Origin of the sequence: Streptococcus humanilactis (genome assembly GCF_019448275.1) — a bacterium.
GTDB classification, from domain to species: Bacteria; Bacillota; Bacilli; order Lactobacillales; family Streptococcaceae; genus Streptococcus; species Streptococcus humanilactis.
Window position 1 is genome coordinate 44,229 of record NZ_JAHXBZ010000007.1, and the last position, 26,615, is coordinate 70,843.

Here is a 26,615-nt window from a genome sequence, read left to right on the forward strand (position 1 = left end):
ATGGTTCATACTGCTCTACTGGTTATCGATATGCAAAAAGCATTTAATAGCCCTATCTGGGGAGAACGAAATAACCCTCAAGCTGAATATCAAGCACTGAAGGTACTGGCATACTTTCGTAAACACGATCTCCCAGTCTTACATGTTCAACACATATCTGACAATCCCCAGTCGCAATTTCATAACAAACAAAATCAGGAGTTTAAAAGTGGATTTGAACCAGTTGCTTCCGAACCTATCTTTCAAAAAACGGTTAATAGCGCCTTTATTGGAACAAATCTTGAAACCTATTTACGAAAAAATCAGATTTGTCATTTAGTCGTTGTTGGTTTGACCCTGCCTCATTGTGTATCTACTACGACACGAATGGCAGCAAATCTTGGTTTTGAAGTCACTTTACTAGCAGATGCTACTGCCAGTTTTACCCTATCTAACAAAAACGGTCAGGCCATCTCTCCTGAGACTATCCATGAGATTAATCTCCTTTCTCTACAAGATGAGTTTGCTCAAATTCTTACTACAGAAGAATTTTTAACCCAAGTACAAGTATAAAATAATATAGAGCCAAAATAATCCGTCAACTCTTATTGAGCTGACGGATTTTCTTTGATTGTAAAAATTCAAATACTGAGGGTTGTTATTGACTCAAAGCAACACTAGAAACCTTACCATCCGCTCCTGTTGTAATTTGGATGACTTTTCCTCCACCAATTTTGGCATTATACTTACCATCATCAAGAGTATAAGAGTAGCCTCTGATAGAGTAGTTTTCTTTCTTTCCATCAGCAGATTCTACTGTAAATTGACCACCTGATGAAACTGTGATGGTTTCGCCATTTGCTCCCTTCCAATTGCCCGCTGCAGCTGAGAAATCACCGTTCACCATTGTTAGAACACCCTTGTAGCGTTTATTTTGCTCTGCTTGTTTGTCTTGAAGTTTGCGGTCAGTTGTAGGATCATAGCCTGACTGGTTAGACTGGGCTTGAGGAGACTGTTGAGTTGAAGGAGCCTGAGCAGGAGTTTGTTGATTAGCCACTTCTTGACCTTGTCTTTGCTCTGGTGCAGGTGCCACTTGTGATGGTGTCGCACTTGCTGAAGATTGATCAGTAGACGCCTTAGCCTTTTCAGATGAAGCTGAACTTGAGGACTTCTGAGTCTTGCTTTCTTTGCTAGCAGAAACTGCTTTAGAACCTGATGATTGGCTTGTCTTAACAGAACTGCTTACTTGAGTTGTTTCCTTTTTATTTCCACAAGCTCCCAATAGCAAGGTAGAAGCCAATACAGTTGCTGCCATCAATTTGATATAGGTTTTCTTTTTCATTTTTCTACTCCTTTGTAATGTTTTAGAAATATAAAGAAATCTTTTTGTAATATAATTGTAACATTGCATTTTAAACATGTCAACAATTTATCTAAACTATTTTAAAAATCTTAAATACTTTAGATACATTTACTCCTCCTACTCTTCTATTCGTAATAAAATAGAAAAACAGGAGATTTTTCTATTAAAAATTTGAATTTGTTTTATGTAATCGCTTAAAACTTTAAGTACAAAGGAATATAATAACATTGAAATAGAATATAGGAGGTGCATTCTTATGCTAAATAAGTATTACAAGTATCTTCCTTGGTTGATTTTAGGAGCTATTGGCTTTTTATCAGTCAGCCACTCACTATGCTAGAACTGCATTTGATGTCTTCTATCTGACTACAATCTTTTTGATTGTCTATATCGCCTTGTTATACATGAGAACTATCTCAAGTATCGATACAAAGCCTTCTTTACTCACATGTTGAGCAATTCTAAGAAAGATAGCCATCCCTAAAAACACTCGCAACACAAAATCATCTCATTATGGTACATAAAGAGGTCGGGAACTTTATCCCGACCTCGTTTTTATGAAATATCAAATTTTAACTGGCCTGCTTTGACACCAATCTTAAGTGTGCTGCCTGCCTCTAATTCTCCCTTGAGAAGAAGTTCTGCTAACTTGTCTTCCACTTCTGTTTGTAGGGTTCTGCGAAGTGGACGAGCTCCCATCTCTGGGTCATATCCTTGATTTGCCAACAATTTCAGGGCGGAAGCTTGTAATTTCAAGTCAATGCCTTTTTCAGCCAAACTTGCCACTAAAGGTTTGACCATAATCTTCACTACTTCCTGCATATGGTCACTAGAAAGGCTATGGAAGACCACCTTTTCATCAATACGGTTGATAAACTCAGGTCTATAAGCCTTTTTCAACTCTTCAAACATGCGTTTTTCCATATTTTCCTGATCAAAACGAATATCCTTAGCTCCAAAACCGACGGTCTTGTCATCCCGAAGGGCTGTCGCACCAAGGTTTGACGTCATGATGATAATGGTATTTGAAAAGTCGACCTTGCGGCCCTTGCTATCGGTCAAGACACCATCATCCAAGACCTGCAAGAGAACATTAAAGATATCTGGGTGGGCCTTCTCTACCTCGTCAAAGAGAAGAACGGAGTATGGTTTGTTGCGAACCTTCTCAGTTAACTCCCCACCTTCTTCATACCCCACATAGCCTGGAGGAGCTCCGTTGAGACGACTGGCTGCAAATTTCTCCATATACTCACTCATATCAAAGCGGATAAGGGCTGATTCGTCGTCAAAAAGAACTTCCGCCAAAGCCTTGGCTAATTCGGTCTTACCGACACCTGTCGGTCCTAGGAACATAAAGGAACCAATCGGACGCTTGTGACTGCGAATCCCTGACTGATTGCGGCGAATCGCACGGCTAATGCTTGAAACAGCTTGATCTTGACCGATGACACGTTTATGCAGTTCAGCTTCCAGATTCAGGTATTTCTTAGCATCTGTTTGGGTGAGTTTTTGGACTGGGATGCCTGACAAGCGACTCAAGGTGGTCAAAATATCAGACTCTGTCACCAAGTCTTTATATACAGGCACTTCCTCTTCTTTTGCGATTAGCTGAGCTGCCTGTTTCCACTTACCATCCATCAAGGCCTTGTCAGCTGGACTCAAACCTGAATCGTCTGCTTTTACATGCTTAGCCTTATTTTGCACTGTTGCTGCTGCTTCATCTAAGAGGTCGATAGCAGAGTCTGGCAAGTGACGGCTAGTCAAGTAACGATGGGCCATCTTAACGGCTGTTTCGACCGCTTCATCTGTGATTTGCACACGGTGATGTTTCTCATAAGTCGCCTTCAAGCCTTGTAAAATGGTCATGCTGTCTGTAACACTTGGCTCTTCAATCGTCACTTTGGCGAAACGACGAGAAAGGGCCGCATCTTTTTCGATGTGTTTTTGATATTCTTCCTGAGTGGTCGCACCAACTGTTCTCAAGGTTCCACGCGCCAAGGCTGGCTTCAAGATATTGGCCGCATCTAGAGTTGAGTCAATCCCACTACCAGAACCCATGATGGTATGAAGTTCATCGATAAAGAGGATGACTTGGCCATCTTCTTCAATATCCTTGATGATATTGTTCATGCGTTCTTCAAAGTCACCACGGAAACGTGTACCTGCAACGACATTCATCAAATCAAGCTCTAACACGCGCATCTTAGCCATTTCCGCAGGTACATCTCCACTAGCAATACGCTGAGCGAGCCCAAGCGCCAAGGCTGTTTTCCCGACACCAGCATCCCCAACCAAAACAGGATTATTCTTGGTTTTACGGCTCAAAATTTGAATCATACGCGAGATTTCCTTATCCCGACCGATGACTGGTTCTAACTTGCCAGAACGCGCTTGCTCTGTCAAATCATGCGTATAGTCCTCGAGACCACCACTCGGAGTCTGGGGCATCCCCATCATATTAGCCATAGAATTTTGCTTGTCAGCCACTGTACGATGGCGTTGGCGTAAAGCCTTGAGATCTTCACGAGTCCAGCCTGCTCGTTCTTCTAGATTTCGACGTAGGGCAGCAATCTTGACCTGATCTTTCTTATCTTCATAAGAAAAACCAGCTCTCTCCAAGATACGAGTAGCCAAGGCATTGCCATCATGCAAAATCGCATAGAGGACGTGCTCCGTCCCTAGCACCTTAGCATGGACCACTGACGCTACATACTCTGCTTCGTCAAAAAGAACCTGCAAACGATGGGAGAACGGCAATTCCGTAAAAGTTTCATCCTGGCTATAGTCCGTTTCAGTCAGTTCCAAAGCGACTTCTTCTAAACGGTCCATCTCATATGGATAATCATTTAAAGTTGCCCCTGCCACACTATAACTGTGATTGGACATGGCAATCAACAAGTGCCAAGACTCTAGATAACGAGCTCCAAAATGGCTAGCCACCATGTAGGCACTTTCGATACATTCATTCAATGCTTTTGAATAGTTCATCTTACTTCCCTTTTCTATCTACCTCTTGTATGACCTGTCGTAGCATGTTAGCTCGAACAACTGGAGCTTCTTCTCCTAGAACGCGATCCAAAGCTACTGATACTAGCAAATTCATCTCCTGCTTGGTCATCAATTCCTGCTCAACCAAAAGCTGTAGAATATCCTCATAAATTTCTTGACTGACCCGCTCACCAATCGAGTAAAGCAAATCGCGGAGCATTTCATGATGACTAGAAAACTCAATCCGTCCTATACGAATATAGCCTCCGCCACCACGCTTACTTTCAACCAAGTAGCCTCTACTTTCCGTAAAGCGTGTCTTGATCACATAGTTGATCTGACTAGGAACAACCTGAAAGGTATCTGCCAACTGACTCCGTTGCAACTCCACAATACCAGATTGATCTAAAATCGCCTTGATGTAGGCCTCAATATGATCCGATGTATTTTTAAATCTCATTACAAACCCACCTCTCTCTTTAAACCTTGACTATCTTTGACTATTATACCGAAATTTTCTCATTTTTAAAAGAAAAAGGGCGCTGGTAAAGGATAATCTTCACCAACTCCCTATTTTTCTACTTATCTAAGCCTAATTCTGCCAAGATTTGACGTTTGTAGGCAATCTTTTGGACTTCCTTGTCCTCATCTTCAGACCAATCTAGTTTAATTTCTGAAACAATCTGCCCAGGGCGATTTTTCAAGATATAGATGCGATCGCTGAGATTGAGGGCCTCCTCGATACTATGCGTGATGATCAAGGTTGTTAGCTGCAACTGCTTGTGAATCTCAAGGTACCAAGCGTGGAGTTCCATCTTAGTCATCTCATCCAAGGCGCTAAAGGCCTCATCCAAGAGAAAGAGCTTGTGCCCGAAAAGGTAGGTTCGGAGCAAGGCTACACGCTGACGCATCCCACCACTGAGTTCATGAGGATACTTGTCTCGTACAGCTGTCAACTGGAAGGTCGCAAGAATTTCATCCGCGCGGGCAATGGCTTCCGCCTTATCCACTTTTTGAATCAAGAGGGGCAGAATGATATTGCCAAGCACCGTCTTGTGCTCCAAGAGCAAGTCCTTTTGCAACATATAACTCACGCGCCCCTTGGGGTTTTCTTCACCATCAAGGACAATTCTCCCTGACTGAACTTCTAAAATCCCAGCGATTAGATTAAAGAGGGTGGTCTTTCCTACACCACTTGGGCCTAGGATAGAAACCACTTCACCTGAAGTCACCTGCAGCTTAATGTCCTCTAAAATCCTATCTTGTCCATAGGCATAACTGACGTGTTCTAGTCTAATTTCTGTCATTATTTCACAAATTCATTAGTGAAGCCTTTATCTGTCAAGTCTTCTTTAAGGATACCATTTTCTTTATCCCATTTGTAGAAGGCATTCCAGCGAGCTGCATCAAATTGACCCCATTTTTCCTTGTCGCTTGCGTATTCTTTTGACAAGTATTTTTGAGATTCGATGACAAAGTCACGTTTTTCCTGAAGTTCAGGTGCATTCTTGATAAGGATATCTGCCGCTTCCTCTGGATGCTCCATAGCATATTGGTAACCTTTTTTAATAGCTTGGATAACTTTGCGAGCTTCTTCTTTGTTGTCTTTAAGGTAGTCGTTGTTGGCGATGATAACTGGTGAGTAGTAGTCAAATTCCTTGACGTAGTCTTTCAAATACATGAAGTTAGCCTCTACGCCTTGAGATTTTGCAAGGATACCATCCCATCCGTAGTAGATCCATGCAGTATCAAATACTCCATTAGCAATCGGTGTGATAGAGTTTGAGTCGTTATTTGGTACTTTTTCAACCTTCTCAAAGTCCCCACCTTGTGATTCTACCAAGGTTTTCAACATAGCAAGTTCAGTTGGGTCATTCCAAGTTCCGTATTTCTTACCAACCAAGTCCTTTGGACTAGCTACATTATCAGATTTACGAGAGATGATTCCTGATGTATTGTGCTCTACGATAGCTGCAACGGCAGTAATTCCTGCACCTTTTTCCAATTTCTTAGCCATGTAGTCTTGGAAATAAACTGCAAATGGTGCCTTTCCGTTAATAACCAAATCAGAAGAACTTTCTTCTGGTGGTAATTTCAAATCAACATCCACTCCAGCCTCTTTGAAATAACCTTTTTCCTTGGCTACATAAAGCCCTGTGTGGTTGGTATTTGGTGTCCAGTCTAGGATAAAGTCGATTTTCTTAAGTTCTGCTTCCTTATTATCCTTAGAAGCAGTTCCTTGACCACAGGCCACAAGCACAACAGCTACAAGAGCTGTTAAAACAGTTAAAAACACTTTCCATGTTTTCTTCATTTCAATTTCCTCTTTTCTTTTTTGAAACATTCTTATTCTACGAACGTTTCCATTTAATAACATATTTTTCACTGACATCGACCAATTTCATACCAAGAAGGCTGATAATCGATACCAGAATAATAATAGCAAACATGGTATCATACTGAAACAGTTTCTTGGACTGAATCATGTAGACACCTAGTCCTTCAAAGCCTCCCAACCACTCAGATACTACTGTTGTGATAAAGGCGTAGGAGACACTGACCCTCAGACCTGCATAAAAGTAAGGCAGGCTGACTGGGATTTTAAAATGCCACAGGATTTGCCAAGGCTTGGCCCGCATCAGACTAAACAAGGTCAGCATATCCTTGTCACAATGCCTAAAACCGTCCAAAATGCTGACGATGATGGGGAAGGTTGTCGTCAAGATAATCAAGACAATCTTGGGCAGAATCCCATAACCTAGCCACAAGACCAAGATAGGAGCTATGGCAATAGTCGGAATGGTCTGAACAACCACCATCATAGGGTAAATCAGGTCATTGAGCCAAGTCAAACTATCCATAAGTACAGCCATGAGACAGGCAATCAAGACTCCTAGAACCAACCCCAGTAAAGCCACTCTCAAGGTGGCCCAGCTATGGTGCCAGAGAAATTCTCTGTCACGAACAAAGGCCTGAAGAATTTCAAGAGGTGTCGGCAGGATAAACTTGGGGAGAAGTTTAAGAAAACCTGCTAACTGCCAGATTGACAAGACCCCCATAAAGCCCAATAGACTAATGTGTCGTCTCAGTATACTTTTCAAGTTTCTCATCAATACTTAAAATCTCTCCTACATTTATTTTGACATTGGCAAAGATATTATCTGCCTCCTGCCCTGCCACTTCTAGCGCTTCTTTGAGAATGCGCATGAGCTCATCAAACTCCCCTTCCAAGACCGTTTCAAATGGTGTCACTACCATAGTCACTTCTTGAGCTTGCAGATAGGCAATGACCTGATCGATTACGTAAATCCGATCAATCCCCTGTGCTAGGGGTAAAACTTGCAAGGCGATGCTTGCTTTCATAAAAACCTCCTCTTCTCGTTTTCCTTTGACAAAAAGAAAAACCTTTACCATATATGGAAAAGGTCAAGAATAGACTAAGTATCGTTCCCTACGCTGGCATTACCCAGATCAGGTGCGGTCGAAGTTTAACACTTCCTCTCAGACTGTACACAGACTCCCATATATTATATGGACATATGATAGCGCAAAATAAAAAAAAAGTCAAGAAAACTGCTTACAGAAAAGAGCAGGAAAAATTTCCTACTCCCATTTTCTATACTCGTTCTCCATCACTGTTTACTCTGTAGCCATCCACCGTCGTATTGACAGCTAATACGCCTGAAGAGTAAGAATAATACCACTTACCTGAGACTTGATACCAACCTGTTTTCATTGCCCCTGAACTATCTAGATAATACCACGAGCCATTCTCCTTTAACCAACCTGTCTGCATTTCACCAGATGATTTCAAATAATACCAGCTAGAACCATCCTTTAACCAGCCTGTTGATTTAGATCCATTTGATTTGAAATGATACCAACTACCATTTATTTTCTTCCAACCAACAGTCAGAACATCATTGGAACTACCTTCTGTTTGATTCTGCGATGACGCAACCTCCTCTAACTGAATATAGCGACGACTTCCACTATAAGATATATAACTCAACCACTTATACCCATCTTTTTCAAGTACCTGATCATAATGAACACTCTCACCTGGAGAATAATATGCAATTGAAGTTGCACTAACTAAAGGTTGATTTTTTATAGCTGCCTTATTCTTAAAATAATGAGTTCCTCCTGTCGAAGAAGGTTGACTATTGAATACTTTGCCACTACTTACTACATTACCCCCATCCAAATCTTTAAAATGAATAAATCCTGTCATCGTATTTGCTTTTATAATTCGTTTATTATAGGATCCTGTATAACCATAGTTGTATTCCTCAATTTCTATATTATCCCCCATTACATTTGAAACCCAGGCAACATGACCATATCCTCCTGCAGTAGACCAAGCAATAGATCCAATCGTTGGTACACTATCTACACGATAGCCTTCACGACGAGCACGATAGCCCCATTCATTCGCATTTCCATAAGCTGCCGGAATCTCAAAACCATTGACACTACTCAAACGAAAGGCTGCAAAAGAAGTACACTGACGAGAATACATCCGCCACTTATCAATCTCCTGACTCCCATTTTTATAGTAAGCAGGATAATCATCCCCACGCGCAATCGATCCATTTCCTCCAGAATAGGCATATACACTATCACTCGCTGCTAGCATCAATCCTACTACTAAAAAAGGAACAACCTTTTTAACTGATTTTCTCAAAGAAAATCCTGTCTCTGTTACTTTGAATGGTAAAACTTTCATTCTTCCTCCTTGAAAATAATATAAATTGAAGATTACCTTCACTTAAACTATTCGGAGAAAAAAGAAAAAGTGAGAAAATTTCTCACTTTAGTCCAGATAATGAATCAAATTCTTTTCCGTAAGGATATCTGAATAAGTAAAGGATTCAACATAAACATTAGCTTGTTTATTTCCTTCAACGTTTCCAAATTCCACGATAAATAGGGATGGATAAACTTCAATTAGCTTACCCAATCTATTTTTTTGGCGCTTACGTCCATTTTCCAAAGTCATTTCAATTACATGACCCTCATGTGCCTTGATTTCTTCTTTGATTTTTTTCATCTTAGCTACATCTGTAAATGCATCTGTCATCTTATTTCCTCTCTTTTTGAAATACTTGAAAATTTATTGTATTCTTTTTGGAAAATTAATTCCACCGTTCCACGAGCTCCACTACGGTTTTTCTCGATAATAACTTCTACCTTATTATTCGGTATGCCTTCCTCTTCTTCACCACCACGCTCATAGTAATCGTCACGATAAAGAAAAGCTACGATATCAGCGTCCTGCTCAATAGACCCAGATTCACGAATATCAGACAAGACCGGTCTCTTATCCTGACGTTGTTCTACACCACGAGAAAGCTGACTTAGAGCAATTACGGGAACCTTCAGTTCTTTTGCTAGGATTTTCAACTGACGTGAAATTTCTGAAACCTCTTGTTGACGATTTTCCCGACCAGTTCCCGTGATAAGCTGCAAATAGTCTATCAAAATCAAACCAAGATTTCCAGTTTCTTGAGCCAATTTACGAGAACGAGAACGAATCTCTGTAATTCGAATCCCTGGTGTATCATCGATATAGATACTGGCATTCGCTAGATTCCCTTGAGCAATGGTATATTTTTGCCACTCCTCATCAGTCAATTGACCCGTACGGATAGAATGCGATTCCACCAAACCTTCTGCCGCCAACATACGATCCACTAGACTTTCCGCACCCATTTCCAGTGAAAAAATAGCAACAGTTTTGTCCAACTTAGTCCCAATGTTCTGAGCGATATTCAAGGCAAAGGCTGTCTTACCAACCGCCGGACGAGCTGCTAAGATAATCAACTCCTCTTCATGCAGACCAGTCGTCATATGATCCAAATCACGATAACCTGTCGCAATACCAGTAATATCGGTCGTTTGTTGCGAGCGAGCTTCCAGATTTCCAAAGTTGATATTCAACACATCTCGAATATTCTTAAATCCACTTCGATTTGCATTTTCACTGACATCAATCAAGCCTTTTTCTGCCTGAGCAATAATTTCATCAGCTGGTTGCGAAGCCTCGTAAGCTTGATTGACAGACTCTGTCAACTTAGCGATTAAACGACGTAGCATTGCTTTTTCTGCAACAATCTTAGCATAATACTCCGCATTAGCAGAAGTTGGCACAGAATTGACAATCTCAACCAAGTAAGACAGGCCACCAATATTCTGCAAATCACCTTGATTATCAAGAATAGTACGAACCGTTGTTGCATCTATGGCATCGCCACGATCGGATAAATCAACCATGGCTTGAAAAATCAAACGATGGGCATACTTAAAAAAGTCCCGAGACTCAATGTATTCTCGCACAAAAACAAGCTTACTCTCGTCAATAAAGATAGCCCCTAAAACGGATTGCTCAGCTAAGATATCTTGAGGTTGTACTCGTAACTCTTCTACTTCTGCCATCAGACTTCCCTTCCTTTTACAATCTTGTCAAGAAGGTGTAAACTTATCCTTCCTTCACACGAAGATTGATTACACTTGTAATATCTTGATAGATTTTCACTGGCACATCGATCAAACCAACTGCTCGAATCGGAGCTTGTACTTGGATATGACGTTTATCAATCTTAATTCCAAATTGCTTTTGCAATTCTTCTGCAATCTTCTTATTGGTAATTGAACCAAAAGTACGGCCATCTGGACCAACTTTTTCAACAAATTCTACAATAGTTTCTTCCGATTCTAGTTGGGCTTTAATTGCTTTTGCTTCTGCAATCATCTCAGCGTGAGCTTTTTCTTCAGATTTTTGTTTACCACGAAGCTCACCTACCGCTTGAGCAGTCGCTTCTTTGGCTAGGTTCTTTTTGATAAGAAAGTTTTGTGCATACCCTGTTGGTACTTCCTTAATTTCGCCTTTTTTACCTTTTCCTTTGACATCTGCTAAAAAGATTACTTTCATTCTTCTTTCTCCTTTTCCTTTATTTCATTTAATACAATTTCTGTCAGTTTTTCACCTGCTTCTGACAAGGTTGAATCCTTAATTTGAGCTGCTGCCAAATTAAAGTGGCCTCCACCTCCCAGCTCTTCCATAATCCGTTGTACATTCAGCTTACTACGACTGCGAGCTGAGATAGAGATAAATCCTTGTGTATTCTTCGCAAGAACAAAACTCGCTTCAATACCTGACATAGCCAACATGGCATCTGCTGCCTTACTAATAACAACCGTATCATAGCATTTCGAGTCCGTAGCCTCTGCTATCAATACATCTGAACCTAATTTACGCCCCTGTAAAATCAGTTCATTGACCTCACGATATTCTTCAAAATCTGTTGCAGCGATTTCTTGGATAGCAATACTATCACTTCCTCTCGTTCTGAGATAGCTAGCAACATCAAATGTCCGACTAGTCACTCGTGAGGTGAAATTTTTAGTATCCAACATCATACCAGCCATCAAAACACTGGCCTGCATACGACTCAAACGATTTTTCTTAGAATTCTGGAACTGAATCAATTCCGTTACCAACTCACTGGCACTGCTTGCACCACTTTCGATATAAGTGATAACTGCATTGTCTGGGAAATCCTGATCCCGTCTGTGGTGATCGATGACGATGGTTTGGGTAAATAAATCATAAAAATCTTTTGATAAAGTTAAGGCTGTCTTTGAATGGTCTACAAGAATCAACAAAGAACGATTGGTCACCAAACCCATTGCCTCCTTAACAGACAACAACTTCGTAACTCCTTCTTTTTCTAAGAATGAAACAGCTCGTTCAATATCCGGCGACATTTGTTCTTCATCGTAAAGAGCATAGCTATTTTGAGTCACATTGCTGGCAAATAACTGCATACCTACAGCAGAACCCAAAGCATCCATATCCAGATTTTTGTGACCAACTACAAAAACCTGATCCACACTACGAATCTTATCTGAAATAGCCGTCATCATAGCACGAGTACGAGTCCGTGTACGTTTAATTGAGGCAGCAGAGCCACCACCAAAATAAACTGGATTTTTAGTTTCGTCATTCTCCTTGACAACCACCTGGTCGCCACCACGCACTTCAGCCAAGTTCAAATTGAGCAAAGCAACTTTCCCTATCTCATCATGATTTCCATCACCATAAGAAAATCCCATACTTAAGGTCAAGGGCAACTGTCTCTGTTTCGACTCTTCTCTGAAAGCATCAATAACAGAAAATTTATCGTTCATCAATCCCTCAAGCACCGTGTAGTCCGTAAATAGATAAAAGCGATCCATACTCACTCGACGGGAGAACATGGCATGCTTCCCAGCAAATTCTGAAACAAAATTGGCTACAAAACTATTAATATGACTGATATCAGACTCCGATGTTTCATCTTCTAAGTCATCATAGTTGTCAACGGAAACGATCCCAATCACAGGTCGACTCGTTACTAACTCAACAGTCGCTTCGTATTCTCCAGACACATCAAAGAAGTAAAGAACTCCAGACACCTTGTCCATATGAACCGAATAGCGGGTCTCACCCAAGGTAGCATAAGAACCTGGATTTCCTACCGATGCCTTGATAATTGTTTGAATTAATGCCACATCAATCTCGCCCACTTCATTAGTCAAAATCAATTCAGCATAAGGATTAAACCATTCAACTTCACCTGACGACAAGTCTAATTTAATAACTCCGACAGGCATCTGTTCTAACAAGGTTGTCAAACTTTCTTCAGCTTGGTGGTTTACATACTGGATTTGTTCTACTTCACTCTTTGAGTAGTAGTCTCTCTGATGGATGAATAGTAAAATATATGAACCCAAAATAAGTATCAAAAGAAATAGCGTTACCAGTGTATTCGTTACAAAAACAAGTTGCACAGATAGCACTCCGAACGCCACTATTCCTAATATTAAGGGGAAAATAGGACTTACATAAAATTTTTTCATTCCAAACCTCTTGGCACCCATTATACCATAATAACCACCAAAAAGCGACTTTTTAAAAGTGTAATCAGTAATTCTATCAATTATAAGAAAAAGGAGGTTTACAATTCAGTAAACCTTCCTTTACACATATTGAAATTAAGATTCTTTAACTTCTAACAAACCAATTTCGCCATCCTCACGACGATAAATCACATTGGTTGTCTGATCTTCAACATCCACATAGATAAAGAAATCATGTCCCAACAAATCCATCTGTAGAATAGCTTCTTCCAAATCCATTGGTTTTAAATCAATTTGTTTTGAACGAACAACTCTAGACTGGACAACATTTGGATCTTCCACCAAGGCATCTGTAAATAATTGACTAGTTGCTACCTTATTTTTATTTTTACGCTCGATTTTTGTTTTATTTTTACGAATCTGACGTTCAATTTTATCGGTTACAAGGTCAATTGAACCATACATATCTTGAGACACATCTTCTGCACGAAGAGTAATAGAGCCAAGTGGAATCGTTACCTCCACTTTAGCAGTTTTTTCACGATACACCTTCAAGTTAACTCGAGCATCCAACTCTTGTTCAGCTTGAAAATACTTTTCGATCTTTTCGAGTTTAGAAACTACATAATCACGAATTGCTTCTGTTACTTCTAGGTTTTCACCACGGATACTATATTTAATCATATGAGTACCTTCTTTCTAAACATTTTTGTTTTTCTTATTTCATTATAACGCTTTCATTTTATTTTTGCAAATTTTTTCCTCATCTTACAAGGGAAAATGTTTTCACATCCTCAGCACCCGCTTCTTCCAGCAGTCTCTTCACACGATTTATAGTTGTTCCAGTAGTATAAATATCATCTATAAGTAGGATTTTTTTAGGAATAGTGACTCCACTTTTAATAAAGAAAGGAAATTCTGTCTCCAAACGCTCTGAGCGACTTTTAGAAGAACTAGCTCGCTCTTCTTTCTTTTCTAATAAATCCAGATACGCAAAGCCTGCTGCATCAACTAAACCTTCAACCTGATTAAATCCTCTATCAGCATATCTATCAGGACTTAGGGGAATTACAACAAATTGATACTCTTTGTACTTTTTTAACTCCTCACTTAAAAATGAAGCGAACACTTTTCTTAAAAGGAAGTCTCCATCAAACTTATACCGACTGAAAAAATCCTTCATAGCTTGATTGTAAGTAAAAATCGCTCTATGACTGACCTCAACTCCTTCTTTACACCAAAATTGACAATCTTGACACTTTGTTGACAATCCTGTTTTCATACAGTTTGGACAGTTCTCTTCTCCAATCCTCTCAAAAGTAGAGTCACAGTCTGAACAAAGACAAGTGTCATCATTCTTCAGAAGTAAGAGACTACTAAAAGTTAAAACAGCCTTCATAGTCTGCCCACACAATAAGCACTTCATAGCCCCGCCTCCTTATTCATCTGCTGAATTTCCTTAATTGCCTTTTTGATTGAAGCATTTAACCCGTCATGGAAGAAAAGCAAATCTCCTGTCGGTCTATCCATGCTTCGTCCAACTCGTCCACCAATCTGTATTAAACTAGACTTGGTAAACAGACGATGATTGGCCTCTACTACGAAAACATCCACACAAGGAAAGGTAACTCCACGCTCCAATATTGTCGTACTGATAAGTATTGTCAGTTCTCCATCTCGAAAAGCTTGCACCTGCTCTAATCGATCTTCCGTAACTGAAGACACAAAACCAATTTTCTCATGCGGAAATTCCTTCTGTAAGACTTCTTTTAATTGCTCCCCTTTCTTAATTTCTGAAGCAAAAATGAGTAACGGATAAGCTGTCTTTCTCTGATTCTTAATATAAGTCTTTAACTTTGGTGATAACCGACTTTTCTCTAAACAGTGATTAAAATCTGATAACCAGACAGGTTTAGGAATAATCAAAGGATTCCCATGGAATCGTCTAGGTAAGCTCAGTCTTTTTAATTCTCCTAAACGAACCTTCCTATCTAACTCATCTGTCGAAGTCGCTGTTAAAAAGATTCTCAGCCCATTCTCCTTTACACTATTCTTGACAGCATGGTAAAGCGTGGGATTGTCAACATAAGGAAAGGCATCTACTTCATCCACTATCAGCAAATCAAAAGCTTGATAAAACTTCAATAACTGATGGGTCGTCGCAACAACTAGTGGTGTTCGAAAATACGGCTCTGATTCTCCGTGTAGTAAAGATATCTCGCAAGCAAAATCATCTTGCAGGCGCTTGTACAGCTCCAAACAAACATCTATGCGAGGACTGGCCAAACACACTGCACCACCCCTATTAATCACCTTAGCCACAACTTGATAAATCATTTCTGTCTTTCCAGCCCCTGTCACCGCATGAACTAAAGTTGGCTCCTGCTTGTCTACTGCTTGAATCAGTCCCTCTGACACCTTCTCTTGAAAAGGAGTTAATTGACCACGCCATTTAAGAACATCTTGCTTCGGAAAATCCTCCTGCGGAAAATAGTATAAAGCTTGATCACTCCTGACTCGCTTCATCAGCAAGCACTCTCGACAATAGTAAGCACCGATGGGCAAATACCATTCCTCTGGAATAATACTATTACAACGTTGACAGAAAAGTTTCCCCTTCTCCTTTCTCATTGCTGGAAATTTCTCCGCCAACTGACGTTCCTCTTCTGTTAATTCATTCTCAGTAAACAAACGACCGAGATAATTTGGATTTACTTTCATACTTCTTTATTCGTAAAAACCTAGCGCTTTAGATGATTTTTTAGTACAATTAAATCATGGAATTTAGAACAATTAAAGAGGACGGACAAGTCCAAGAAGAAATCAAAAAATCCCGCTTTATCTGTCATGCCAAGCGTGTTTATAGCGAAGAAGAGGCTCGTGACTTCATTACCACCATCAAAAAAGAACACTACAAAGCGACGCATAACTGCTCTGCCTTCATTATTGGGGAACGTAGTGAAATCAAACGTACAAGTGATGATGGTGAGCCCAGTGGTACTGCTGGCGTTCCCATGCTAGGGGTACTAGAAAATCACAATCTCACCAATGTCTGTGTGGTCGTGACACGCTACTTTGGTGGCATTAAGTTAGGCGCTGGAGGATTGATTCGTGCTTACGCAGGCAGTGTTGCCTTAGCTGTCAAAGAAATTGGCATCATTGAAATAAAGGAACAGGCGGGCATTGCTATTCAAATGTCTTACGCTCAGTACCAAGAATATAATAACTTCCTTAAAGAACATAATCTCATGGAACTGGATACAAACTTTACAGATCAAGTCGATACGATGATTTATGTTGATAAAGAAGAAAAAGAAACTATTAAAGCTTCACTTGTGGAATTTTTTAATGGAAAAGTCACTTTAACTGATCAAGGTTTACGCGAAGTTGAGGTTCCTGTAAACCTAGTGTAAACAATGGATAATGCAGCGTTTCACTGACATTTTCACCGCTACTTTAATTAGCAACATAAAAAGATGCTTGCCAAAACCTACTAGAAAATGAAGCAATTCAAAAAGAAAACGGATAGCGTTCTCCTTTACACCTATTTACTAGAATTAGCCTATCACAATCGCTTAAAAATTAATGGCTTAGACCTGTGATATAAAAAAATCCTATCACTTCGATAGGATTTCTATATTTTACAAATGGTATAGATAGCGTTATACTAGAGATATCTTATACAAAGAGGTATTCATATGTCTATTTATAACAACATTACTGAACTAATCGGTCAAACTCCGATTGTTAAACTCAACAACATTGTGCCAGAAGGTGCTGCAGATGTCTATGTAAAACTTGAAGCATTTAACCCTGGTTCTTCTGTAAAAGACCGTATTGCTCTTAGCATGATTGAAAAAGCTGAACAAGACGGTATTCTGAAACCTGGTTCTACTATTGTTGAAGCGACAAGTGGAAACACTGGTATTGGACTTTCATGGGTAGGGGCTGCTAAAGGGTATAAAGTTGTTATCGTTATGCCTGAAACTATGAGTGTGGAACGACGTAAGATTATCCAAGCCTATGGTGCTGAACTCGTCCTTACTCCTGGTAGCGAAGGAATGAAAGGTGCTATTGCTAAGGCTCAAGAAATCGCTGCTGAACGTGATGGTTTCCTTCCTCTTCAATTTGACAACCCAGCTAATCCAGAAGTACACGAAAGAACAACAGGAGCTGAGATACTAGCTGCTTTCGGTAAAGATGGATTAGATGCCTTTGTTGCTGGAGTTGGTACCGGTGGAACGATTTCTGGTGTTTCTCATGCACTCAAATCAGCAAATTCAAACATTCAAGTTTATGCAGTGGAAGCTGATGAATCTGCTATTCTATCTGGTGAAAAACCTGGTCCTCACAAAATTCAAGGTATATCAGCTGGATTTATTCCTGATACACTTGATACAAAGGCTTATGATGGTATCGTTCGTGTAACGTCAGACGATGCTCTAGCACTAGGCCGTGAAATTGGTGGAAAAGAAGGTTTCCTTGTAGGGATTTCTTCAGCTGCAGCTATCTACGGAGCCATCGAGATTGCCAAAAAATTAGGTACAGGTAAAAAAGTCCTTGCTCTAGCACCAGATAACGGTGAACGTTATCTCTCTACAGCACTCTATGAATTTGAAGTTTAGTCTCCTAAATACAATTGGCCCTTATTATAGGGCTTTTTATTTTTACCTTGAAAATAGGAAGCTCTCCCTATAGGGATCGACTGCATAGAAAAAAGGAAGCAAATTTACTTCCTTTCTATAATTAGTTATTCAAGGCTGCTGCCATTGTAGCTGCAACTTCAGCTTCAAAGTCGTTTGCAGCTTTTTCGATTCCTTCACCAACTTCAAAGCGAGCGAACTCAACTACTGAAGCGTTAACTGATTCAAGGTAGGCTTCAACTGTCTTGCTATCATCCATGATGTAAACTTGTGCAAGAAGTGTGTAAGCTTGGTCAACTTTAGTGTTGTCAAGCATGAAGCGATCCATTTTACCTGGGATAATTTTGTCCCAGATTTTTTCTGGTTTGCCTTCTGCAACCAACTCAGCTTTGATATCAGCTTCAGCTTGAGCAATCACTTCATCAGTCAATTGAGATTTTGATCCATACTTCAAGTGTGGTAGAGCTGGTTTGTTAACCATTGCACGGCTTTCGTTATCTTGGTCGATAACGTGGTTCAATTGTGCCAACTCATCTTTAACGAATTGTTCATCCAATTCTTTGTAAGAAAGAACTGTTGGTTTCATCGCTGCGATGTGCATTGACAATTGTTTAGCAAGTGCTTCGTCTCCACCTTCAACAACTGAAATAACACCGATACGTCCACCGTTATGTTGGTAAGCACCAAAGTGTTGTGCGTCTGTTTTTTCAATCAATGCAAAGCGACGGAATGAGATTTTTTCTCCGATAGTTGCTGTTGCAGATACGTATGCAGCTTCAAGGGTTTCACCTGAAGGCATTGTCAAAGCAAGAGCTTCTTCATTGTTAGCAGGTTTTCCTTCAGCAATAACTTTAGCTGTGGTATTTACCAATTCAACGAATTGAGCGTTTTTCGCAACGAAGTCAGTTTCAGCGTTTACTTCAATAACTGCTGCAACATTACCGTTAACGTAAACACCAGTCAAACCTTCTGCAGCAACACGGTCAGCCTTCTTAGCTGCCTTAGCCATACCTTTTTCACGAAGCAATTCAATCGCTTTTTCGATGTCACCGTCTGTTTCTACAAGCGCTTTTTTAGCGTCCATAACTCCGGCACCAGATTTTTCACGCAACTCTTTTACAAGTTTAGCTGTAATTTCTGCCATTTTGATTCTCCTATATTTTTTAAAAATAGGAGAGCCGGGCTAAGCCCCGCCCTCCTAGGTAATTACTATTTATATGAATTAAGCGTTGTCGCCTTCTACAACTTCAACGATTTCTTCAATTGAATCTGCTTGAGCTTCTGAAGCTGTAAATTCTGCTTCAACTGCTGCTGCATCTTCACCTTGACGTCCTTCGATGATAGCGTCAGCCAATTTAGCTGTGATCAATTTAACAGCGCGGATAGCATCATCGTTAGCTGGGATGATTACATCGATATCATCTGGATCAGTGTTTGTGTCAACCATCGCTACAACTGGAATTCCCAATTTTTTAGCTTCTTTAACAGCGATTTGCTCTTTATGTGGGTCAACTACATACATTACATCTGGGATACGAGGCATATCTTCGATACCACCCAAGAATTTTTCAAGACGTGCACGTTGTTTATTAAGAAGTGCAACTTCTTTCTTAGGAAGAACTTCGAAAGTTCCATCTTCTTCCATACGTTTGATTTCTTTCAAACGAGCGATACGTTTTTGGATTGTTCCCCAGTTTGTAAGAGTTCCACCCAACCAACGGTGGTTAATAAAGTATTGACCTGAACGTACTGCTTCTTCAGCAACTGCATCAGCCGCTTGCTTCTTAGTACCAACGAACAATACAACTGCATCGTTAGCTGCTGCATCACGCATGAAGTCGTATGCTTGGTCAGCGTATTTTACAGTTTGTTGCAAGTCGATAACGTGGATTCCGTTACGCTCTGTAAAGATGTATTTAGCCATCTTAGGGTTCCAGCGACGAGTTTGGTGACCAAAGTGTACACCAGCCTCAAGAAGTTGTTTCATTGAAATTACTGCCATGAGTATTTCTCCTTTTTGTTTTTTTCCTCTTCTCGACTTCAACTTGCAAAACGACCCAAGAGCAACTGTTTCACAATTCATCAAGAATGAGTATTATCGTTCACACGACAAGTTTCATTTTACCATACTTTTTCAATATTTTCAAGCTATTTTGATATAATTTTTAATAGAGATTATCACAGTAAAACCTGAAAAGAGGGCTCTATTCGAGTCCCTCTGTAAATTAATCTGCATAAATATATGTTACAAAACCTGAAGACGTAGTTGTCGGATTGAACCACCCACGATGATTTCCAAGCGTGCGATTACCAGCATAATTTGATTCTGAAACTTGGATACGTGTTGTTGATTCTACAGCAGTGACTACCGCTACGTGTCCATAGCCACCATCATTCCAACATGCAATCGCACCAACTTGAGGTGTTGAACCTGTACGGAATCCTGCAGCAGCTGCACTTGTAGCCCACTGCGCTCCATTACCCCAATAGTCTCCAGCCCAAGGTGCTAATGTTTTAACTCCCCATGTACATTCTCCAATTGGATAGCTTGAAGCATTTGTACTGTATGTTGGGCGTTGTTTTACTGCCACAGGAGTATATGTTGCTGATTCCGAAGAAGCTACAGCTTGAACCTGTGCTGCAAAAGTTGTATTTCCAGAAGCAACAACTGTTTGTTGTTGACTTACTTGTTTTGCCTTGTAAGCTGCTTCTGCCTCTGCTGCTGCTTTTGCTGCTACTTCTGCTTCTGCTTTTTTCTCTAGCAAACTTGCTTTTTCATCTTCTGCTGTAGCTTTTTCAGCAGCAAGATTTAATTCTGCAGCCTTCAACTCAGCTTGTTTCGTTGTTAAAGCTTGCGCATCATCAGACAATTTCTGTTGATTTGCAATTACTGTATTAATTGCGTCATTGTTTGCCACTTGCTTCTCAGAAATTGCTTTTTTATCTGCTTTTTGTTGTTCCAACATTTTGTTGTTAGCAGATACGATTTCATTCATTGCTGCTACACGTGAAATAGCTTCTGTAATTGATTTTGAGTTTACAATCGTATTGATGTAGCTAGTTGCAGCTCCATTTGTTTGAGCACTACGAGCTTGCTTTTCCAAAGAATCATTACGAGACACAATATTTTTAGAAAGTTCTGTAATCTCACTCTCAAGTTTTTTGGATTCTGCTTGTAATCTATCATTTTCAGCTTGCAAGTTAGATTGCTCAGCTTGAATAGCTGATACTTGCTCCTGAATTTGGTCAACTTGTTTTTGGGCTTCTTGTTGTTGTGCTGTTAAGTTACTAATTTTATTATCTTGAGCAGCAATTTTGTCATCAGTAGTTTCTGCATGCGCAGTTGTTAAAACAGCTACTTGAGAAACCATTACTGTACTTAATAAAAGTGACGCTAAGATTTTTTTCTTCATATTACGTAGATACTCCTTCTTTTAAAGACAATACTAGTATACCAAAAAAAGGCCTAATGAATATTACGCCTTTGTTACATTTTTGTTTCTTTCTTATAGATAATATCTTTCAAAAATAAACTGAAAAATAAGCATCCACACAAGATTTAAAATCATGGATGGTACTAGGCTATAAACGATAAAAATCGGCAGACTATCTAGAGTTAAACCTACCACTAATGCAAAGAGATAAGTTCCCATATCAAATAGAAAACTCATAACAATCATAGCCAAGATTCTCGTCCAACGATTCAATAAAATAACACTATTCAATTTATGAAGAAAGGCTCCCAATAAGATAAATAAGAGAGTTGCAATCCCTATTAGATGGAAAAAGTAAACATCGTAAACCAAGCCTATCACAAAACAATAGACTAGGTAGAGATACTCTGACACTTCTATCGTCTCAAATAAGAGAAATAGAAAAAGAAAATGACTAGCCAAATGTACATGGGGGAAAAATGAGCCCAGAAGCTGGCTAATATGGGCATCAATTAGAACAAAGAAAGGAAGCAATAAAAATACTCCAACTCGCTTCAACTGTCTCATTATGAATTCCCCACTAATTCTATCACATCCACATTATGAGTATCTGCACTCAATTTAACAGTTACTTCTCGTGTCAAATAGTCTGTACTATGCGTTGTGGCAACCACTTCACCAACAGGAATATCCGCAACGTTAAAGTTTCCTAATCCACCCGTTGTCACCTTATCGCCTGTACTAATATCGCTATTGCTATTTAATTGGCTAATTTTAAGAACTTCATTTTCCTTGTCGTAGCCAACAATAATTCCATAAATTGTGGTAGTGCCGTGTTGAATTTTAACAGAAATCTTATCAGCATTTTCCGTATTAGTCAGAAGGTTGACTATAGTAGAGTTCTCCTCTACTTTTGAAACACTCCCAATCAAGCCACCATTTGCAATAGCTAACATGTTCTCAGAAGCCCCTTTTGATTTACCTACATCTAAGGTCAATTCCTGCTTCCAAGATACCGGAGAACGCATAATAACATCTGCTGCCAAAGTCTTTGTAGCTTGCAACTTGGACTTCATACCAAGCAATTGACGCAATTGTTCATTTTCTGTCTTTAAACTTTCCGCCTCATTTGATTTAACTTCTAATTGGTAAATCTGTTTCTTCAAACTTTCATTTTCATTATATGTTCGTGTCAAATGTGCCAAATCTGATTTAACAGAATCAAACCACTGAAAAGGTTTTTGCACAACTCTATCAACCAATGAGATCCCATCTCCTAATTTTGTCACAATTGTACTTGAATAAGTCGTCGCTAAGAGAGCTGAGACAAGCAGAACAGTGACAAAAACAATAATGACATATTTTGATTTTTTAAAACGGTTCATATCCCTACCTTTATATCAAAAACTGTTACAGTAACTTTTTATCGATTCCTGAAATCTACTAAGATTTTAAGAAAAATAAACAACAACCAAGTACGAGAACAACAAGAATGGTCAGCGTATCCTTTCGAGTCCATTTCAATTGTCTGTATTGACTTCTGCCTTTTCCACCCTGATAACCACGCGCTTCCATGGCGATAGCCAAGGAATCTGCACGTTTTAAACTTGTCGCAAAAAGAGGAATCAAAATGGGAATCATCGCCTTTACTTTTTGAACGATGCTTCCTTCACCAAAATCCACTCCACGTGCTTTCTGCGCATTCATAATCCGCGTCGTATCATCCATCAAGGTCGGAACAAAACGTAGACTCATGGACAGCATCAATCCAATTTCATGAACTGGAACTTTCACACGCTTTAAAGGCGCTAACAAAGCTTCGACAGCTGAGGCCAAACTTAAGGGCATGGTCGTTAAGGTTAACAAAGTTGAAAAGAAAATAATTAATACAAAGCGACAAAAGATAATTCCAGCTTGTTGCAAAGCATAATCCGTAATTCTCACAAACGAAAACTCAAATAAAACATTCCCATTAGAAATGAAAAACAGTTGAAAAATAGTTGTGAAGGCAATCAAGAAAAACATAGATTTCAAGCCCTGAATAAAAAATGAAAGAGATACTCCGGACAAGGCAATAAATATCCCTGTCGCTATAAAAAGAATTAGATTCGTCAAGGGATTATTAGCCCAAAAAACGATTAAAATCAGTAGCATCATAGCCAGTAATTTGCTGCGTGGATCCAATCGGTGAACTATCGAATCCCCTGGGATATAACGCCCCAAAATCATACTATCCATTTAGCGACTCCTTGAACTCCTCTATCTTAATCGGTAATCGTTTAAATGACACGCCTCTATCAGCCAATCGTTTACAAAAGGCCGTAATTTTAGGTACTCCCAACTGCACTTCTTCCATAAAGACAACATCTTGAAAGACATCACTTGGTTTACCCCCCTTAACTAAACGTCCCTTTTCCATCACATAAACTTGATTTGCATATTCAGCAACGTCATCCATCAAATGCGTTACCAAGATAATGGTCATCCCTGACTGGTGGAGTTTTTTGAACAAATTCATCAGCTCTTTTCTTCCCAGGGGATCTAGGCCTGCTGTGGGCTCATCTAAGACTAATATGGCTGGTTCCATGGCAAGTATGCCTGCAATGGCGACACGTCTCATTTGTCCACCTGATAGCTCAAACGGACTGCGATCAAAAAGTGATTCATCAATTCCAACCAGAGCCAGTTTTTCACGCGCAATCTTCACAGCATCTTCTTCAGAAACTCCAAAATTTTGTGGTCCAAAAGCAACATCTTTCAAAACCGTTTCTTCAAAAATCTGATTTTCAGCAAACTGAAATACTAAGCCAACCTGTTTTCTAATTTGACGAATATCTTTATTTTTAGAAGTCGAGGTGATTAAGGTATCAAAAACTCGCACACTCCCTTGACTTGGCACCAATAAACCATTTAATAGTTGTAAAATAGTTGATTTACCACTACCTGTATGCCCAATTAAAGCCGTATAAGAACCATCTTCAATCGTCAAAGAAACATCCGTCAAAGCTGTTGAAGCTAAGGGAGTACCTTCTTGATATGTAAAACTCACATTTTCTAGAGCAATTCCCATAGCTTATCCTCTAGCTCACTTTCTGTCAAATAATTTTCAGGCAAATCATAGCCATTCTGGCTCAAAGAATGTTTTAATTGATTGGCAAAAGGATTGTCTAATCCAATTTGATCTAAATCATTTCGAGAGAAAAGAGCTCTTGGACTACTAGTTGATTCAATTGACCCTTTTTTCATGACCAATACACGATCACTCATGGCAACTTCTTCCAAATCATGTGTAATGGAAATGACGGTCATATCATAGTCTTTTCGAATTCCTTTTACTGTATCAATCAGTTCTCTACGCCCCTCAGGATCCAACATACTCGTTGCTTCATCTAAGATTAAAATAGCTGGTCTTAGGGCTACAACACCTGCAATGGCTACACGTTGCTTTTGGCCACCTGATAGACGCGCTGGCTCTCTCTTTTTAAAGTCCAACATGCCAACCAAATCCAGAGCTTCCTCCACTCTCTTTTTCATTTCTTGACGAGAAAGTCCCTGATTTTCCAAACCAAAAGCAACATCATCTTCAACAGTCGCTCCAACGAATTGATTATCTGGATTTTGAAAAACCATACCGATTTGACGACGTATATTCCAAACATTTTCCTCAGTCAGCCGTTGGCCATCAATTACAATCTCTCCGGATTCTGCTTCCAGTAAGCCATCAATTAAACGAACCGTCGTTGATTTACCACTACCATTATGCCCTACAATCGAAAGCCATTCCCCACGTTTCACGTGAAACGTAATATCCTTCACATCATAGTATTCTTGACTTTCCTTATAACGAAAAGAAAGATTTTTTACATCAATTACTGATTTCATTTCGAACCAAATGTCCCTTTAAATACATAGGCACTACTCTTGAAATAGTCATAGCCAGAGTAGATAGTGAAAAACAAGGCTACATAAAGTAGAACTTGACCAAGCAAAGTCCAATGTAATAGCAAGAAAATAATCGCAAACATCTGACTAAAAGTTTTAATTTTTCCAGGCATTGCCGCTGCTAAAACCGTTCCACCAGTTTCAACCAATAAAAGCCTTAAACCTGTCACAGCCAACTCACGACAGATAATCACTGCAACAATCCAAGCCGGAGCCATACCTAACTCAATCAGCATAATAAAAGCCGACATAACTAGTAACTTATCCGCCATAGGATCTGCAAATTTACCAAAATTACTGACCACATTCCATTTACGAGCTAAATATCCATCTAAATAGTCGGTAATACTGGCAACAGCAAAGATAATAGCTGCCACTATATGACTATCTATCGAATTTCCTATCGTTAAAATAAAGATAAAAATAGGTATAAAGAGAATTCGACCTATTGTTAAGAGATTGGGAATTTGTTCTTTTTTCATTCGTTTTTCCTTAATTTTTAGTAAAGGTTACAGTGATTTGTCCAGTCTGAGCTGTTAATTTCGATAAATCAACAGTCTGATTATCTACTGTCAAAGCAACACCTTTTACAACACCTAACGTAATTGTTACAGGACTTTTAGTTGCAACTGTTGCTTCTGCATTTTTCTTCTCTGGCGATAAGGTTACACCGCCCTCAAGTTCGCTTTCTGAAACGCTGATCCAACTTGTAACATCTGAAACTGCCAATTGCAATTTAACTGTTTCCTTACTTGTCTTATAAGCGATTTCTACATGATTTCCTTCGCCTGATACACTTATAGCTGATTCTATACTAGAAGAACTGCTAGATGAACTACTACTTGAGGAGTGGGGAACAGAGCTAGTTGAACTTATTGAACTTGTTGATTGAACCACACTGTAATTAGAAAGAGAAGGCCCCTCTGGTTGAGTTTGAATATAGTTCCAAACATAATAGGTCACAAAAATTAAAATCGATAAAGCAAAAAGGATAAAATAAAATAAAGGTAAAAAGGATGTTTTTTTCTTCTTTTTCTTACTTGAACGTCTACGACCTGTCAACTCATCTTCATCAACATCTACTTCCTCATAAGTAATCATACTCCCAGAATCATAAGCATCCAAAACAATTTGATCATCTAACTCAACAGCCCATGCATATTTTTTCAAGAAAGAACGCGTATAAAAAGGACTTGGAAGTTGATCGAAATCGTCTGCTTCCATTGCTTCCAACATATCTAACTGGATTTCTGTCTTTTTCTGCAATTCATCTAAACTCAATCCCTGATTGATTCTAGCTAATCGTAAAACCTCACCAATTGTTTTTTTCCTCATACTTGTCATCCCTTCTTTCTAGTGTCT

The 26,615-nt window shown here is 39.5% G+C and carries 28 protein-coding genes, 2 pseudogenes and 1 riboswitch; of the genes and pseudogenes, 5 read left to right on the plus strand and 25 right to left on the minus strand.

Annotated features, from left to right (window positions below; translation table 11 throughout):
• The gene (locus KV696_RS08720; protein WP_219967452.1) at positions 1-552 is read left to right on the plus strand and encodes a cysteine hydrolase family protein; all 552 of its coding nucleotides are present in this window, start codon (positions 1-3) and stop codon (positions 550-552) included.
• Positions 553-637: 85 nt separating this feature from the next.
• On the opposite strand, the gene KV696_RS08725 is transcribed toward KV696_RS08720, so the two are convergent.
• Positions 638-1,321 carry a hypothetical protein gene (locus KV696_RS08725; protein ID WP_219967454.1) on the minus strand — a complete coding sequence of 228 codons (684 nt, stop codon included), beginning with the start codon at positions 1,319-1,321 and terminating at the stop codon, positions 638-640.
• 277 nt (positions 1,322-1,598) lie between these two features.
• Here KV696_RS08725 and KV696_RS10140 point away from each other — a divergent pair.
• Positions 1,599-1,826 (plus strand): annotated as a pseudogene (locus KV696_RS10140) (hypothetical protein).
• Positions 1,827-1,897: 71 nt separating this feature from the next.
• Here the strand turns inward: KV696_RS10140 and KV696_RS08730 are convergent.
• The 14 genes from KV696_RS08730 to KV696_RS08795 all read right to left on the minus strand — a co-directional run bounded on the left by KV696_RS08730 (position 1,898) and on the right by KV696_RS08795 (position 15,955).
• Positions 1,898-4,330 (minus strand): ATP-dependent Clp protease ATP-binding subunit, encoded by a 2,433-nt coding sequence (locus tag KV696_RS08730; protein ID WP_219967455.1) that lies wholly within the window; start codon positions 4,328-4,330, stop codon positions 1,898-1,900.
• A gap of 1 nt (position 4,331) precedes the next feature.
• A complete protein-coding gene (locus KV696_RS08735; RefSeq protein ID WP_024057371.1) occupies positions 4,332-4,790 on the minus strand; it encodes a CtsR family transcriptional regulator in 459 nt (152 codons plus the stop codon).
• A 118-nt stretch (positions 4,791-4,908) separates the two neighbouring features.
• Positions 4,909-5,637, minus strand: a complete 729-nt coding sequence (locus KV696_RS08740) for an ABC transporter ATP-binding protein (protein ID WP_219967456.1) — start codon at positions 5,635-5,637, stop codon at positions 4,909-4,911.
• Positions 5,637-6,644, minus strand: coding sequence for an ABC transporter substrate-binding protein (locus tag KV696_RS08745; RefSeq protein WP_136936717.1), 1,008 nt, complete (start codon positions 6,642-6,644; stop codon positions 5,637-5,639). Before KV696_RS08745 ends, KV696_RS08740 begins: the two co-directional genes overlap by 1 nt.
• A gap of 37 nt (positions 6,645-6,681) precedes the next feature.
• A complete protein-coding gene (locus KV696_RS08750; protein ID WP_219967457.1) occupies positions 6,682-7,440 on the minus strand; it encodes an ABC transporter permease in 759 nt (252 codons plus the stop codon).
• A complete protein-coding gene (locus KV696_RS08755; RefSeq protein ID WP_219967458.1) occupies positions 7,403-7,693 on the minus strand; it encodes a thiamine-binding protein in 291 nt (96 codons plus the stop codon). Before KV696_RS08755 ends, KV696_RS08750 begins: the two co-directional genes overlap by 38 nt.
• A gap of 68 nt (positions 7,694-7,761) precedes the next feature.
• A riboswitch (TPP riboswitch) is annotated at positions 7,762-7,864 on the minus strand.
• An 82-nt stretch (positions 7,865-7,946) separates the two neighbouring features.
• On the minus strand, positions 7,947-9,059 hold the full coding sequence (gene cbpD / locus KV696_RS08760) for an N-acetylmuramoyl-L-alanine amidase family protein (RefSeq protein WP_219967459.1): 1,113 nt from the start codon (positions 9,057-9,059) through the stop codon (positions 7,947-7,949).
• A gap of 87 nt (positions 9,060-9,146) precedes the next feature.
• Positions 9,147-9,413, minus strand: coding sequence for a Veg family protein (locus tag KV696_RS08765; protein WP_219967460.1), 267 nt, complete (start codon positions 9,411-9,413; stop codon positions 9,147-9,149).
• Positions 9,410-10,768 carry a replicative DNA helicase gene (dnaB, locus tag KV696_RS08770; RefSeq protein ID WP_101776894.1) on the minus strand — a complete coding sequence of 453 codons (1,359 nt, stop codon included), beginning with the start codon at positions 10,766-10,768 and terminating at the stop codon, positions 9,410-9,412. Before dnaB ends, KV696_RS08765 begins: the two co-directional genes overlap by 4 nt.
• Positions 10,769-10,811: 43 nt before the next feature.
• The gene (gene rplI / locus KV696_RS08775; protein ID WP_173224870.1) at positions 10,812-11,264 is read right to left on the minus strand and encodes a 50S ribosomal protein L9; all 453 of its coding nucleotides are present in this window, start codon (positions 11,262-11,264) and stop codon (positions 10,812-10,814) included.
• Positions 11,261-13,234 carry a DHH family phosphoesterase gene (locus KV696_RS08780; protein WP_219967461.1) on the minus strand — a complete coding sequence of 658 codons (1,974 nt, stop codon included), beginning with the start codon at positions 13,232-13,234 and terminating at the stop codon, positions 11,261-11,263. Before KV696_RS08780 ends, rplI begins: the two co-directional genes overlap by 4 nt.
• A 135-nt stretch (positions 13,235-13,369) precedes the next feature.
• Complete coding sequence (gene hpf, locus KV696_RS08785; RefSeq protein ID WP_000599100.1) at positions 13,370-13,918, minus strand: ribosome hibernation-promoting factor, HPF/YfiA family; 549 nt, start codon at positions 13,916-13,918, stop codon at positions 13,370-13,372.
• Between the two features lie 79 nt (positions 13,919-13,997).
• Complete coding sequence (locus tag KV696_RS08790; RefSeq protein ID WP_219967462.1) at positions 13,998-14,660, minus strand: ComF family protein; 663 nt, start codon at positions 14,658-14,660, stop codon at positions 13,998-14,000.
• Complete coding sequence (locus KV696_RS08795) at positions 14,657-15,955, minus strand: ATP-dependent helicase ComFA (RefSeq protein WP_219967463.1); 1,299 nt, start codon at positions 15,953-15,955, stop codon at positions 14,657-14,659. Before KV696_RS08795 ends, KV696_RS08790 begins: the two co-directional genes overlap by 4 nt.
• A 56-nt stretch (positions 15,956-16,011) precedes the next feature.
• Between KV696_RS08795 and KV696_RS08800 the strand changes: the two genes are divergently transcribed.
• From KV696_RS08800 to cysK, 3 genes and pseudogenes are all read left to right on the plus strand, one after another.
• A complete protein-coding gene (locus KV696_RS08800; RefSeq protein ID WP_219967464.1) occupies positions 16,012-16,647 on the plus strand; it encodes a YigZ family protein in 636 nt (211 codons plus the stop codon).
• Between the two features lie 93 nt (positions 16,648-16,740).
• Positions 16,741-16,836, plus strand: a pseudogene (locus tag KV696_RS10145) (PH domain-containing protein); the annotation flags it as partial.
• Positions 16,837-16,932: 96 nt separating this feature from the next.
• The gene (cysK, locus tag KV696_RS08805) at positions 16,933-17,859 is read left to right on the plus strand and encodes a cysteine synthase A (protein WP_000029881.1); all 927 of its coding nucleotides are present in this window, start codon (positions 16,933-16,935) and stop codon (positions 17,857-17,859) included.
• Between the two features lie 121 nt (positions 17,860-17,980).
• Here cysK and tsf read toward each other — a convergent pair whose 3' ends face one another.
• The 10 genes from tsf to rodZ form a co-directional block, all read right to left on the minus strand.
• Entirely contained in the window at positions 17,981-19,021 is a 1,041-nt protein-coding gene (gene tsf / locus KV696_RS08810) for a translation elongation factor Ts (protein WP_000808073.1), read from the minus strand.
• A gap of 78 nt (positions 19,022-19,099) precedes the next feature.
• Positions 19,100-19,879, minus strand: coding sequence for a 30S ribosomal protein S2 (gene rpsB, locus KV696_RS08815; protein WP_000268460.1), 780 nt, complete (start codon positions 19,877-19,879; stop codon positions 19,100-19,102).
• Positions 19,880-20,102: 223 nt separating this feature from the next.
• Complete coding sequence (pcsB, locus tag KV696_RS08820) at positions 20,103-21,290, minus strand: peptidoglycan hydrolase PcsB (RefSeq protein ID WP_000727020.1); 1,188 nt, start codon at positions 21,288-21,290, stop codon at positions 20,103-20,105.
• Positions 21,291-21,383: 93 nt separating this feature from the next.
• Entirely contained in the window at positions 21,384-21,878 is a 495-nt protein-coding gene (gene mreD, locus KV696_RS08825) for a rod shape-determining protein MreD (protein ID WP_001249451.1), read from the minus strand.
• Positions 21,878-22,696, minus strand: coding sequence for a rod shape-determining protein MreC (gene mreC / locus KV696_RS08830; protein WP_084889677.1), 819 nt, complete (start codon positions 22,694-22,696; stop codon positions 21,878-21,880). The genes mreD and mreC overlap by 1 nt, the downstream gene beginning before the upstream one ends.
• A 58-nt stretch (positions 22,697-22,754) precedes the next feature.
• Positions 22,755-23,549: an energy-coupling factor transporter transmembrane component T family protein gene (locus tag KV696_RS08835; RefSeq protein ID WP_050242842.1), complete on the minus strand. Its 795-nt coding sequence runs from the start codon at positions 23,547-23,549 to the stop codon at positions 22,755-22,757.
• Positions 23,542-24,381, minus strand: coding sequence for an energy-coupling factor transporter ATPase (locus KV696_RS08840; protein ID WP_033678779.1), 840 nt, complete (start codon positions 24,379-24,381; stop codon positions 23,542-23,544). The genes KV696_RS08835 and KV696_RS08840 overlap by 8 nt, the downstream gene beginning before the upstream one ends.
• Entirely contained in the window at positions 24,366-25,193 is an 828-nt protein-coding gene (locus tag KV696_RS08845) for an energy-coupling factor ABC transporter ATP-binding protein (RefSeq protein ID WP_033685654.1), read from the minus strand. Before KV696_RS08845 ends, KV696_RS08840 begins: the two co-directional genes overlap by 16 nt.
• Positions 25,190-25,735 (minus strand): CDP-diacylglycerol--glycerol-3-phosphate 3-phosphatidyltransferase, encoded by a 546-nt coding sequence (gene pgsA / locus KV696_RS08850; RefSeq protein WP_077804494.1) that lies wholly within the window; start codon positions 25,733-25,735, stop codon positions 25,190-25,192. Before pgsA ends, KV696_RS08845 begins: the two co-directional genes overlap by 4 nt.
• A 10-nt stretch (positions 25,736-25,745) precedes the next feature.
• Positions 25,746-26,588, minus strand: a complete 843-nt coding sequence (gene rodZ / locus KV696_RS08855; RefSeq protein ID WP_180374983.1) for a cytoskeleton protein RodZ — start codon at positions 26,586-26,588, stop codon at positions 25,746-25,748.
• Between the last annotated feature and the right edge of the window lie 27 nt (positions 26,589-26,615).

Bases quoted from the DNA above. Each gene is read 5' to 3' on its own strand.
- hpf (WP_000599100.1), bottom strand. From the start codon at position 13,918: ATGATTAAATATAGTATCCGTGGTGAAAACCTAGAAGTAACAGAAGCA.
- rodZ (WP_180374983.1), bottom strand. From the start codon at position 26,588: ATGAGGAAAAAAACAATTGGTGAGGTTTTACGATTAGCTAGAATCAAT.
- tsf (WP_000808073.1), bottom strand. From the start codon at position 19,021: ATGGCAGAAATTACAGCTAAACTTGTAAAAGAGTTGCGTGAAAAATCT.
- KV696_RS08745 (WP_136936717.1), bottom strand. From the start codon at position 6,644: ATGAAGAAAACATGGAAAGTGTTTTTAACTGTTTTAACAGCTCTTGTA.
- KV696_RS08835 (WP_050242842.1), bottom strand. From the start codon at position 23,549: ATGGATAGTATGATTTTGGGGCGTTATATCCCAGGGGATTCGATAGTT.
- dnaB (WP_101776894.1), bottom strand. From the start codon at position 10,768: ATGGCAGAAGTAGAAGAGTTACGAGTACAACCTCAAGATATCTTAGCT.
- KV696_RS08750 (WP_219967457.1), bottom strand. From the start codon at position 7,440: ATGAGAAACTTGAAAAGTATACTGAGACGACACATTAGTCTATTGGGC.
- cbpD (WP_219967459.1), bottom strand. From the start codon at position 9,059: ATGAAAGTTTTACCATTCAAAGTAACAGAGACAGGATTTTCTTTGAGA.
- KV696_RS08840 (WP_033678779.1), bottom strand. From the start codon at position 24,381: ATGGGAATTGCTCTAGAAAATGTGAGTTTTACATATCAAGAAGGTACT.
- KV696_RS08790 (WP_219967462.1), bottom strand. From the start codon at position 14,660: ATGAAGTGCTTATTGTGTGGGCAGACTATGAAGGCTGTTTTAACTTTT.
- KV696_RS08730 (WP_219967455.1), bottom strand. From the start codon at position 4,330: ATGAACTATTCAAAAGCATTGAATGAATGTATCGAAAGTGCCTACATG.
- KV696_RS08725 (WP_219967454.1), bottom strand. From the start codon at position 1,321: ATGAAAAAGAAAACCTATATCAAATTGATGGCAGCAACTGTATTGGCT.
- KV696_RS08735 (WP_024057371.1), bottom strand. From the start codon at position 4,790: ATGAGATTTAAAAATACATCGGATCATATTGAGGCCTACATCAAGGCG.
- KV696_RS08780 (WP_219967461.1), bottom strand. From the start codon at position 13,234: ATGAAAAAATTTTATGTAAGTCCTATTTTCCCCTTAATATTAGGAATA.
- mreC (WP_084889677.1), bottom strand. From the start codon at position 22,696: ATGAACCGTTTTAAAAAATCAAAATATGTCATTATTGTTTTTGTCACT.
- KV696_RS08765 (WP_219967460.1), bottom strand. From the start codon at position 9,413: ATGACAGATGCATTTACAGATGTAGCTAAGATGAAAAAAATCAAAGAA.
- KV696_RS08720 (WP_219967452.1), top strand. From the start codon at position 1: ATGGTTCATACTGCTCTACTGGTTATCGATATGCAAAAAGCATTTAAT.
- KV696_RS08755 (WP_219967458.1), bottom strand. From the start codon at position 7,693: ATGAAAGCAAGCATCGCCTTGCAAGTTTTACCCCTAGCACAGGGGATT.
- pgsA (WP_077804494.1), bottom strand. From the start codon at position 25,735: ATGAAAAAAGAACAAATTCCCAATCTCTTAACAATAGGTCGAATTCTC.
- rplI (WP_173224870.1), bottom strand. From the start codon at position 11,264: ATGAAAGTAATCTTTTTAGCAGATGTCAAAGGAAAAGGTAAAAAAGGC.
- cysK (WP_000029881.1), top strand. From the start codon at position 16,933: ATGTCTATTTATAACAACATTACTGAACTAATCGGTCAAACTCCGATT.
- rpsB (WP_000268460.1), bottom strand. From the start codon at position 19,879: ATGGCAGTAATTTCAATGAAACAACTTCTTGAGGCTGGTGTACACTTT.
- KV696_RS08845 (WP_033685654.1), bottom strand. From the start codon at position 25,193: ATGAAATCAGTAATTGATGTAAAAAATCTTTCTTTTCGTTATAAGGAA.
- mreD (WP_001249451.1), bottom strand. From the start codon at position 21,878: ATGAGACAGTTGAAGCGAGTTGGAGTATTTTTATTGCTTCCTTTCTTT.
- pcsB (WP_000727020.1), bottom strand. From the start codon at position 21,290: ATGAAGAAAAAAATCTTAGCGTCACTTTTATTAAGTACAGTAATGGTT.
- KV696_RS08800 (WP_219967464.1), top strand. From the start codon at position 16,012: ATGGAATTTAGAACAATTAAAGAGGACGGACAAGTCCAAGAAGAAATC.
- KV696_RS08795 (WP_219967463.1), bottom strand. From the start codon at position 15,955: ATGAAAGTAAATCCAAATTATCTCGGTCGTTTGTTTACTGAGAATGAA.
- KV696_RS08740 (WP_219967456.1), bottom strand. From the start codon at position 5,637: ATGACAGAAATTAGACTAGAACACGTCAGTTATGCCTATGGACAAGAT.